Source organism: Metapseudomonas otitidis, assembly GCF_900111835.1.
GTDB lineage: Bacteria > Pseudomonadota > Gammaproteobacteria > Pseudomonadales > Pseudomonadaceae > Metapseudomonas > Metapseudomonas otitidis.
Genome location: NZ_FOJP01000040.1, coordinates 1 through 10,334, shown reverse-complemented (window position 1 = coordinate 10,334; position 10,334 = coordinate 1). Strand labels below are relative to the sequence as shown.

Annotated in this window: 8 protein-coding genes and 2 pseudogenes; 4 read left to right on the top strand and 6 right to left on the bottom strand. The window is 61.6% G+C overall.

Translation table 11 applies throughout. The features are described 5' to 3' along the window. Positions 1–314: 314 nt before the first annotated feature. Both BM198_RS29075 and BM198_RS29065 read right to left on the bottom strand, forming a co-directional pair. The gene (locus BM198_RS29075) at positions 315–1,469 is read right to left on the bottom strand and encodes a glutathione S-transferase family protein (protein WP_034011923.1); all 1,155 of its coding nucleotides are present in this window, start codon (positions 1,467–1,469) and stop codon (positions 315–317) included. 474 nt (positions 1,470–1,943) lie between these two features. Then, positions 1,944–2,183 (bottom strand): annotated as a pseudogene (locus BM198_RS29065) (IS91 family transposase); the annotation flags it as partial. An 80-nt stretch (positions 2,184–2,263) separates the two neighbouring features. On the opposite strand from BM198_RS29065, the gene BM198_RS29060 reads away from it, so the two are divergent. From BM198_RS29060 to BM198_RS29045, 4 genes are all read left to right on the top strand, one after another. Continuing rightward, positions 2,264–2,716, top strand: coding sequence for a transposase (locus BM198_RS29060; protein WP_034011932.1), 453 nt, complete (start codon positions 2,264–2,266; stop codon positions 2,714–2,716). Beyond that, on the top strand, positions 2,713–3,051 hold the full coding sequence (gene tnpB, locus BM198_RS29055; RefSeq protein WP_034011921.1) for an IS66 family insertion sequence element accessory protein TnpB: 339 nt from the start codon (positions 2,713–2,715) through the stop codon (positions 3,049–3,051). Before BM198_RS29060 ends, tnpB begins: the two co-directional genes overlap by 4 nt. Positions 3,052–3,055: 4 nt before the next feature. Further along, positions 3,056–4,327 carry an IS66 family transposase gene (tnpC, locus tag BM198_RS29050; protein ID WP_052168544.1) on the top strand — a complete coding sequence of 424 codons (1,272 nt, stop codon included), beginning with the start codon at positions 3,056–3,058 and terminating at the stop codon, positions 4,325–4,327. A 135-nt stretch (positions 4,328–4,462) separates the two neighbouring features. Further along, complete coding sequence (locus BM198_RS29045) at positions 4,463–5,200, top strand: carbonic anhydrase (RefSeq protein ID WP_034011920.1); 738 nt, start codon at positions 4,463–4,465, stop codon at positions 5,198–5,200. A 48-nt stretch (positions 5,201–5,248) separates the two neighbouring features. On the opposite strand, the pseudogene BM198_RS29040 reads toward BM198_RS29045, so the two are convergent. The 4 genes and pseudogenes from BM198_RS29040 to BM198_RS29025 form a co-directional block, all read right to left on the bottom strand. Beyond that, positions 5,249–8,241, bottom strand: a pseudogene (locus BM198_RS29040) (Tn3 family transposase). A gap of 3 nt (positions 8,242–8,244) precedes the next feature. Next, positions 8,245–8,655 carry a putative toxin-antitoxin system toxin component, PIN family gene (locus tag BM198_RS29035; protein ID WP_034011919.1) on the bottom strand — a complete coding sequence of 137 codons (411 nt, stop codon included), beginning with the start codon at positions 8,653–8,655 and terminating at the stop codon, positions 8,245–8,247. After that, entirely contained in the window at positions 8,655–8,894 is a 240-nt protein-coding gene (locus tag BM198_RS29030; protein ID WP_034011918.1) for a ribbon-helix-helix domain-containing protein, read from the bottom strand. Before BM198_RS29030 ends, BM198_RS29035 begins: the two co-directional genes overlap by 1 nt. A gap of 409 nt (positions 8,895–9,303) precedes the next feature. Then, a complete protein-coding gene (locus tag BM198_RS29025) occupies positions 9,304–10,173 on the bottom strand; it encodes an HD-GYP domain-containing protein (RefSeq protein WP_223198360.1) in 870 nt (289 codons plus the stop codon). Positions 10,174–10,334 lie beyond the last annotated feature (161 nt).

Sequence of the window (10,334 nt, the reverse complement as noted above, 5' to 3'; positions counted from 1 at the left end):
AAGCGGTGCATTGATACCTGTTGGGCTTCGCGTGGCTCAACCCAACCTACCGCGGTAATTCGTGGATGCAGGATGGGCAGTAAGCCGGTACAGGGAAGTTGGCCTTGGCGGGCTGTCGCTACGCGCCGAGGCCACCCTCCACGCGCGCTGCCCGCAACATTCAACTGGCCCCGGCCAGTGCGCGAACATAGCATGCAGGCGTTCCGCTGAACCCTTGAAGTGCCGGGGGTTACTCAGATACCCGCTGTGGCCAGCGCCTGGCGCAATATCCTCCTGCATGACGCAGGTTTGTGATTGCCCGGCTGGCTGCAAGGCTATTGCAGGACGAGGTTGTAGTTCTCCCGCTTCATCTGCCGGGCCAGCTGCAAGGCCATGACCGGCTCACCGCCGGTACGCTTGAGCAGTTCGGCTACACGCTGCTGCGCCGCACCGGACAGACCGTTGGCCGCTGCCTGGGCTTTGGCGAATAGCCACAGACCGTGTGGCGCACTGGCGCGCTGGATTTTGCAGCCACGCCACTGATACTCGACCATGCCGACGGTGGGATGAATCTTGCGCTCCTGGGCTATATGCGTCGGAGTGCCTGCAGGCAGTCCCTGGCTCCAGGCATTGAATGCCCCGGCATCCGCCGCCAGCAGAGTGCCCCAGTCCTTGAACAGCAGCGCCAGAACCGGCTCCAGGGTGGCCGGAAGCGCATCGTCGGGCAGCCAGGCTTCAGCACGGTCGGGAAACTCGACATCGCCGATACCGGCAAGGTTCATGCGTTCGGTCCAGCGGAAGACATTCGGTGCACGATTTTTCATCAGCGCGGACGGGTAGGGGTCGCGGCCGAGGTGAGCAAACAGCGGGGCCATAAAGCCGAAGTCGGCAATGCTCGGGTGACCACCGAGCAGGTACGGATGGCTGAGAAAGTGAATGTCCAGCGCATCCAGCAGCGCCTCATAGGCGGCCTCATGTGCCGGGATGCTTTGCGGAGTCACACCGAGGAAAGGCAGAAAGGAATTGAAGTAGCTCATCATCTGCGCGCCTGCAGCCAGACGCTCATCACGGTTGTTGCCGGCGTGCACGCTGCGGCCGAATTCGGCGCGCAGGAATTGTTCCTGCTCGGCGCGGTAGGACCAGCGATAGTGCATGGCGGCGGCCAGCAGGCCCTCGGAACCAAAGCCGTCCAGCAGCAGTGCGGTTACCCGCTGAACCGGCGAGGTCGGCAGCATCGGGCGTGCGGGAAAGGCTTGCTCCAGATGGTCGATCATGTCGCTGGTATCCTGCACGATGGTGCCATCGGCCAGCTCCAGAATGGGTACTACCACGGCACCAACCACCGGTACGACTCGCTGCTGAAACGCCGGCTCAGCCGGCATGCGCTCGCGGAAGCTGATGCCTTTCTTGATCAGATACGAGCGAATCTTGCCGGTATACAGGGAGTGCGGCGTGCCCCACAGGGTGATGCATTGCTGGGAATCGGTCATGGCAGGTGTTCTCGGGTCGAGGTGGGAAGCTCAAGGCTCCGCTGAAACAGCAGGGTTTTGCGGAGCCACGAAGCGCGCAGGTTATGACTGACGCCGCTATTGTGGCGGTATGCAATGCCGGTTAGTGAATCACCCCCGTATCGTGCTGGCAAGTCGCTACAGGGTAGAGCTGTCACCGATTGATGACGCTGTGAGCTCCCTCAGACACAGACAGCCGCCAGCATCCAGCCGGGCTGCGACATCGCTTGCTGGGCAGTCTGCTGGCGCTGTGGTGAAATAGGACTTTACGGATAGGAAATTCAACCGCATGAGGCCAAGTATGGCACGAGTTTTGGGCCTCGAAACACGTTCGGCCAAGGAAGGTTGAGCGCTCGCTTGCCGCTCAATGGCAAGAGCTTGGGAGGCAGTATGCATTTGGGCCTGGCGCGCGCGCAGCTGCTTCCCCGCAGCGATGGATACCGCCGCTTCACTGGGTCACCAATTGACGCGCTGGTCTACCTCGTCGGGTTGAGCTGCCAGATCCCAATCCGGCTCGCCTTGCGCACCATCATCCACCGGCGCGTCGCAGCCCTCCCACAGCGGTGGCCCGCGTGCCGGGGTGATGTGCGGGGGGGCAGACTCCACCCCGATGTGGTTCAGGATGTGGCGGATTTCGGCGCTGTGGGTGATGAAGGCAATGATGCGCATCTGCCCACCGCACATGGGGCACAGCGTGAGCGACCAGCCATGCCCCCTTGAAGGAGCTGGATAGCTCCGAGACGATGGTGTCCAGCAATGTGAATTGGTGGACAGCAATGGAACACAAGGACAAGACTCGGCGAGTGCACGACGCCGAGTTCAAGGCGAAGGTGCTGGGCGAATGCCGACAGCCTGGAGCGTCGATCGCGGCAGTGGCGCTCAGGCATGGGCTGAACGCGAACGTGGTGCGTCAGTGGCTGGCGGGTCGGGGAGTCAAGCGGGCAGGCCTGCTGGGATCTGGGTGTGAGGTGCCGGCGGCGGCGTCAGCACCCATGGCCTCGGGCAACCCGGCGCCGGTGGTCGATGCCCAGTTCGTAGCGCTGGCCTTGCCAGCACCGGACAGGCCGCGGCCGAGCGCCGAAGGCCCTGGCATGGCGAACCCGAGCACGCCAGACATTCACATCGAGTGGCGCAGCGGCGCGGCCCGGCTGACGGTGAGCTGGCCGGCAGCGCAGGCCCAGGCGTGTGCGGCGTGGTTGTGCGAACTGGCCGCTGGGGTGACGAAGTGATCCGCATCGACGCGCTGTGGGCGTGCACGGCGCCAGTGGACATGCGAGCCGGGGCGGACCGGCTGCTGGCGTGTGTGGTGCAGACGCTGGGGGCGGCGCAGGCCCACCACGGCTACCTGTTCGCGAATGCGCGTGCCACACGCGTGAAGCTGATCGTCCATGACGGCTGGGGGGTGTGGTGCGCAGCCCGGCGACTCAACGCGGGGCACTTCGTGTGGCCGCGGGGGTTGGAGTCGAGCACCCCGCTGGCCCTGACGCAGGAGCAATTCGATGCGCTGATCGTGGGGCTGCCGTGGCAGCGACTGCACGAGCGGCGGGTGATCACCCGGGTGTGAGCGGATGCCGGAGGCGCAATTGCTGAAGTTGCCGATGGCGGGGCTGGCCTCGTGCGGGCAGCATGGGCGCATGCATGACATGGACGCGCTCCAGAGCCAGGACCTGAGGGGCCTGACGCCACAGGCCCTGGAGGCCCTGGCGCAGCGCATGCTGGTGCATGTCCAGCAGCAGGCGCGCGAGATTGCCCGGCGCGATGGCGAGATCGTGTGGCGGGACGCGAAGATCGAGAAGATCACGTTCGAGCTGGCGCGGCTCAAGCGCTGGAAGTTCGGCGCGCGCACCGAGGCGATGGATGCGCAGCAGCGACAGCTCTTCCTGGAGACGCTGGTCGAGGACGAGGCGGACCTGCAGGCGCAGCTCGCCGAGTTGCAGGCCCGGCAGTCGCCGCCGCCAGTCACTCCCGAGAAGGCGCCCCAGCCGCCGCGCCGGCAGGCGCTGCCCGAGCACCTGCGCCGGGTGGAGCATCACCACGAGCCGGCCGACACCCACTGCCCGGCGGTGGACTGCGGCGAGCCGATGACCCGGGTGGGCGAGGACGTCAGCGAGCGACTGGACATCGTGCCGGCGGAGTTCTTCGTGCACCGGCACATCCGGGGCAAGTGGGTCTGCCGGTGCTGCCAGCGCCAGGGCGTCGATCGCCTGGTGCAGGAGCCCGCCGAGCCGCAGATCATTGAGCGGGGCATCCCGGCGAGCGGACTGGTGGCGTACACGCTCATCAGCCGGTTCGCCGACCATGTGCCGTACTACCGGCAGGAGGCGATCAATGCCCGCTCGGGCGTGCACACCCCGCGCTCGACGCTGGCCGCGTGGGCCGGTCAGGCGGGCGCGGCGCTGCACCCGCTGTACGAGGCGCTCAAGCGCTTCGTGCTGGGCAGCGCGGTCGTGCAGGCCGACGAGACGACGGTGGACATGCTGGACCCGGGTGCAGGCAAGACCAGGAAAGCGTACGTCTGGGCCTATGCACGCGGGGAATTCGATCCCCGGCCCGGCGTGGTCTACGACTTCTGTCCGGGGCGGGGCAGCAAGTACCCGCTGGCCTTCCTGGGCGGGCTGCCCAGTCCACCCGGCAGCCAGGCCGACCGGCCCGCCGAGAGCCGGGATCCGCCCTGGAGCGGCACGCTCGTGTGCGACCGCTACGGCGGCTATGACTCGGTGCTCGACCCCAAGGTCTTCCCGCAGCGTGTCTCGGCGGCCTGTGCGGCGCACGCCCGACGCAAGTTCGACGAACTCGCCAAGTCGGGGTTTGGGGAGCAATGGAACCAAAAACCAACGTAAGCCTTACCACCTCCGCTCAGAGCCTTCTTCCTAGGCAATTCCCTCGATTGATCTTCCGTACTTTTCGAAAGTATTGCTTACGGCAATGTGCATCCGAGTTAATGTGGCCCAACACCACAATCTAGGAGCTGAACAATGAGCCAATCTGACCCGCAACACCCATCCCGCCGCATGCTGCTCAAGCGCGGAGCTGCCCTTTCCACATTGGCGATTACTGGAGTGGCCGGGTTAACTGTGCCTTCAGTGTCTTTTGCCGCAGCGCTTAGCAAAGAAGAGCGAGATAAAATGACGCCGGATGAGGTCATTGAAAGCCTGAAATCTGGCAATCTGCGTTTCCGTGAAGGCAAAATGCAGCAGCATGACTATTTGGCGCAAAAGCGCGCCAGTCAAAAGGGGCAGTATCCGTCAGCGGTAATTTTAAGCTGTATTGATTCGCGCGCTCCGGCGGAAATCCTGCTGGATGCCGGTATTGGTGAAACGTTTAACTGCCGTGTGGCTGGCAATGTGGAAAACGAAGACATTCTCGGCAGCATGGAATTTGCCTGTGCTCTGGCAGGGGCCAAGGTAATAGTGGTGATGGGGCATACCTCCTGTGGTGCGGTGAAGGGTGCCATTGCCAACGCCGAACTGGGAAACCTGACTGGATTGCTGAGCAAAATTAAACCGGCAATTACTGAAACGGCATACGCAGGTGAGCGTACGGCTGACAACTATGACTTTGTCGATTCCGTTGCCCGCACCAACATCAAGATGACGCTGGCCGATATCCGTCAACACAGCCCCACCCTGAATAAGCTCGAGCAGGATGGGAAAATAAAAATTGTAGGCGCTATCTATAAGCTTGTGGGTGGAGAGGTTGAGTTCTTTACCTGAGAATAAATAACCGTCAGCCTGGGCATGGCCGCTTTCGATCACAAACAGCTACAGGTCTTCCTCTGGATTACGCAGTGGCCGTAGCTCACCTCGGGCGACTTCTTCCGGTACCGCGAAGGAGTACCGTCCCAACATATTGATATGCTCGAAGATCAGCGGCGACAGCCGAACCAGATCCTCTTCCTGCACCGGGTAGCCGTGCTGCTTTAGCCGTTCCACAGCTGCCGTCATGTAGAGGGTGTTCCACAGCACGATGATGTTCACCACCAGGCCCAAAGCACCGAGTTGATCCTCTTGACCTTCGCGATAGCGCTGGCGAAGCTCGCCGCGTTTGCCATGGAACACGGCACGGGCCAGGCTGTGCCGACCTTCGCCTCGGTTCAGTTGGGTCAGGGTGGCGCGGCGCTTGGACTCATCATCGATGTAGGTCAGTGTGTGCAGGGTTTTCTCGATCCGCCCAAACTCTGCCAGCGCTTGGGCCAGGCGGGTCGGACGATCTCCCGTTTGCAGCGTGCGCATGATGCCGGTCGCCGGCACTCGACCGAGCTTGAGTGAACCAGCTAGGCGTAGTAGGTCATCCCAGTGTTCCGCGATCAGGTCGAGCTTGACCGACTGCCGGGCGAGTCCGTTGAGCTTGCCGTAATCCGCTTCTGGGCGTGTGCGCCAGAAGCGGGTGCCGCCGACATCGGCCAAGCGCGGGCAGAAGTGATAACCGAGCAAACGGAACAACCCGAACACCACATCGCTGTAGGCACCGGTATCGGTCATGATTTGTGTGGGCTGCAATTCGGTCTGTTGTTCCAGCACAACCGCAAGCAGTACCAGGCTGTCGCGCAAGGTGCCGGGTACTGTGATGGCGTTCAGGCCGGAGAACTGGTCGGAAATCAGGTTGTACCAGGTGACGCCCGGCCGGTACCGAAGTATTTCGGGTTGGGCCCAGCATGCACGGTGCGCACTGGTACGACGAAACGCATGCCATCGGCGGAGGCCACTTCGCCGCCGCCCCAGATCTGAGCCAGCTCCAGTTGGCTTTGCGCCGACACCAGAATGGCGTTGGCTGCTGACAGGGTGTCGTCACGGAGATAGTTCTGGCTGACCCACGACAGCCGATCACGGCGCAGCGCTTGGTTATCGTTGCGGATCAATGGCTCCAGGCCGGTGTTACAGGCGCCTCCCAGCAGCACGGCGCACAGACTTGTCACCAGGTTGTCGGCCCGCGTATTGCGTTCGGATACATGGGTGAAGGCCTCAGCGAAGCCGGTACGGGCCGCGATTTCCAATAGGATTTCCGGCAGATCGACACGCGGCATCAAGTCGGCCACTGCTGCACGCAGTTGCAATAGCGAGTTTGGCTCCTCCAACTTGTCCAGCGCCCCGAGGGACAGCTCGGTTTTACCCTCTGCGCTCTCACTTAGCTGGATGGCCGGGTTGTCGGGAAGTCGGGCGGCAACCGCCTGCCAAGTTGAATCCAGCTCAGCAGACAAAGCGTCCAAAGTGGTTTTGGCGTCGATGGTCAAGCCCAGTGAGCGGCAGATGATCGGTCGCGCCGACAGCCATTCTGCGCCATCGAGCAGACCGATACGCGGGTCGGCATAGCGCCAACTGGGTGCAACAAAGACATCGCGGCGGCGTAGGGCCGTGCGTAGTGCATCGAGCGTGCAGAAGACATAGGCGCCCATGTCGAGGGAGCCATCTTCGCGGGTGATGTGGTTCTGCCAGGCCTTGGCAACAATCTCCTGCGGCGCGTCATCCTCGGGCTTCCTGCGAGGTAGATTCAGTTGCAACCAGTCCAGACTAGCCGCCACCCCCTTGCCGGCGGGACTGAAGCCGAAGCGAATATGTTTCAGAAGATCGGGAAGGAAGCGGCGCACACTGCGGTAGCGCTCCTCCAGGGCGAGGTAAAATACATCGTTGGCCGGACGGATCAACGCAGTGACCTCTTCCAGGGCTTTCTCCAGCCTGACACGTGGCAGGTCGTTGAACAGCTGGGAACGGACGTTGTCATCGCTGATCGAGCTATCCAGCACGACCTTGCACGCAGCAGCGAGTGTTGCCGCCGAGCGATCCAGGTCTTTTAGGCTACGCAACCGGGCTTTCTTGTCAGCCTTCTCCGCATTGTTGAAAATATCACGTAGTAGCGCCTCCAGAACTTCCAGCGCATCGTCGTGCGCACTGGCTTCAAGGGAAACCGCGAACGCCACCAGCGTCGCCAACCGGCGCGACGCCGGCAGTCGATTGATGGCCGTGACCTTGGCCGTGTTGGAAAAGCGGGCCAGGGCTGCAATACGGCTGGGCGGGATATGTGCAGCCGGCGGCAAGGCGATACCCAACCCACGCACATCATCCAGCCGACGCAGCGCCCGAATCAGAGCAGGGCCACTGACCATCACCGGGCCGGAGCGTAGTTGATCCAGCCGGGAACTGCGGTTGCCTTCAGCCACCAGAAGCAAGTCTTGTAGGTGTTGTCTCTGTTCCTCGGTCACGCTGCGGCCTAAGGTGTACCAGAGGCGTTCTTCAACGCGGCTACGCAGTTGGGCAATGAAACGCTCTAACTGGGAAACCCCAGGCAATAGGACTTTCTGTGTGAACAGCCATGAGGCGGCTCGTTCAAACAGCACACCAGGCCGATCTGTGCCTGTCCAGCAGAGGGCATACAGCCAGCGGCTCAAACGAAAGCCGATGCCAGGGTCTGTAAAGTGGCGATAGCCATAGCGCTCTTGAATATCGGCCGTATGTATCCAGCGACGATGATCGCTGTAACGCGCAAGACAGTCAGGGTCGGCGATTGCCAATTGCCGACAAAGTACATGCAGGACTTCCACCGGCACAGCAACGGGCTTGTCCGGCAAAACACCCACGAAGCGAACGGTAGTCAGCAGAACGGCATAGCCCAGGCGGTTATGGTTGCCGCGTAGTACCTGGACGGCTTCACGGTCTTCATCGCTCAGGTGGAAGTAGCGCTCCAGTTCATCACGGCTGGGTGCCTCGATGTAGCGACCAAAGCCGTCGCGCTGCTCCTGGGTCAGAAAGCCGACCGGCATGGATCACAGTACCTCGGCGCAGAACACCGCGGGGGTGACAATCCGCGTGCGTTCGATATGCCCGCGCTGCAAGAGGCCGGCGCGGCGATCACCGGTCACCAGATAGTCCGCATTGCCCGCCAAGGCCATGGCCAGCAGAAATGAATCATCCGGATCATCGGCTTCAACCTCGATGACCAAGCGCTCCAATACTACTGCGCGTTGCAGGTTGTTGATCATGGCTCCGACTTTGGCAGGCTGCAGGATGGCCTGAAGCTTGGGGTATCGACTAGCGCGCCGAATCTCATCGAGCTGTGCCCGTGAGGTTACTACCTCGAAGCGAGCCGAACGCCAGGCCCGATAGATCACATCAGGGGCCCCATGCGGTGAGATCAGCGCGCTGAATAGAATGTTGGTATCCAATACAACCCGCATCAGCGTTTACGTGCCCAGTCGAGCGCTTCATCAACCGCGTCGGTCAGCTCTGCCTCACTTAGATGGACGTTGAAAGCCTTGGCCTGTTCAGCGCTCAGTTCCAGGATGTGTGCCCGCACCGCCTCTTCGATGAAGCGCGACAGGTCGCCCTTACGGCCACCGCCTTGGCTGGCCAGAAACATGCGAAGCGATTGGTCGGTGTCGGTAGAGACGGCGACGTTCCAGCGAGTGGTGTTCATGACTTCTCCAATAACAGGTGTTTGTGTGTTTATACACCCGTTCCTTGCCGCTTCGCAATGGTTCGATAAAACCCTCGTTTTATAGAACTTTAACGGAAGACCAGCCCTGCTCTGAGTTAAGCCTCATTATGGTTTTAAATACTGGTATCGTTAATCAAGGTTCTATTTTCAATTTATCTGTTGAGTAAACGGTACTTCTGATGAAAATTGGCTATGCGCGGGTGAGTACTCGGGATCAGAACGGGGATGTAAGCCGGAACCCCAGAAATTTCCGTCACCCTAGTTGGGTGGGCTCAACACTCGTGTCACCAGCTACCTTCTGGAGAATCGAGCTCGGCCATCCCTCCCTGGACGGGCATCGCTCGACGATGTTCAACGGCTCCCTCACGGGGCCGTCGTTTTGTGGGGGCTATTCCATCCACAAGTCGTCGAGGTTCTTGAAGTTCCAGAGCGTCGGGTCTTCGGGGCCAGTGATACTGTCCTTGCAACTCGTGGCCGCCAGGTCGATGGTCTGCATCGGGATCGGCTCTCTCGAGCGTAGCGAGAAGAACACGCGAACCTTGGGAGTCAGCAGTGATTCCATTCCCGGCTCAACGACAACGGCCAGACGCTGAGAGGACAGGCGAACCAAGGAGCCGACGGGGTAGATGCCCACGGCCTTGACGAAGGCGTGGAAGATGCGTTTGTCGAAATGGCCCTCCCACTTGGCCATCTGCCGCATCGCCGCGGACGGGTCCCACGGCTTTTTGTAGGCTCGCTCCGACGTCACGGCATCATAGACGTCGCAGATTGCGCCCATGCGGGCCAGGAGTGAAATGGCGTCACCGGCCAAGCGATCCGGGTAGCCGGTTCCGTCGATCTTCTCGTGATGGTGCAGGGCAATGTCCACCACCCCGGGCTCGGCCCCGCCTGCGCGCAGCATCTTTGCGCCCTCCACAGGGTGGCGCTTCATGATGGCGAACTCGGCATCGGTGAGCTTGCCTGGTTTGTTAAGCACTTCCAGCGGCATCGCGGCCTTGCCTAGGTCGTGCATCAGTCCGCCGATGCCAGCCAGGCGCGTTTGCTCCTCGTCTAGATCGAGATGCCGGGCCAGCGATAGCATCAGGGCGCAGACGGCAACCGAGTGCAGGTAGGTGTAATCGTCGTGCGTTTTGATGCGTGCGACGCTGATGAGGGCATGAGGTTGGCGCAGCACCGAGGCAGCGATTTCTCCGACCAGCGGCAACGTCGTGCTTGGGTCGACGGCCTTGCCAAGCCGGGCTTCCTGGAACATGTCCATGACTTGGGACTTGGCCGCAAGACAGAGTTTCCGTGCATAACACATTTCGCTCTCCATTGAGGTTGCGCCGTCACTTTTCTTGCTTAGTGGACTAGACGGCAGAGATTGCTCCTCCGACAATTCTCTGGGCTCTGGGCTCTGGGCTCTGGGCTCTGGGCTCT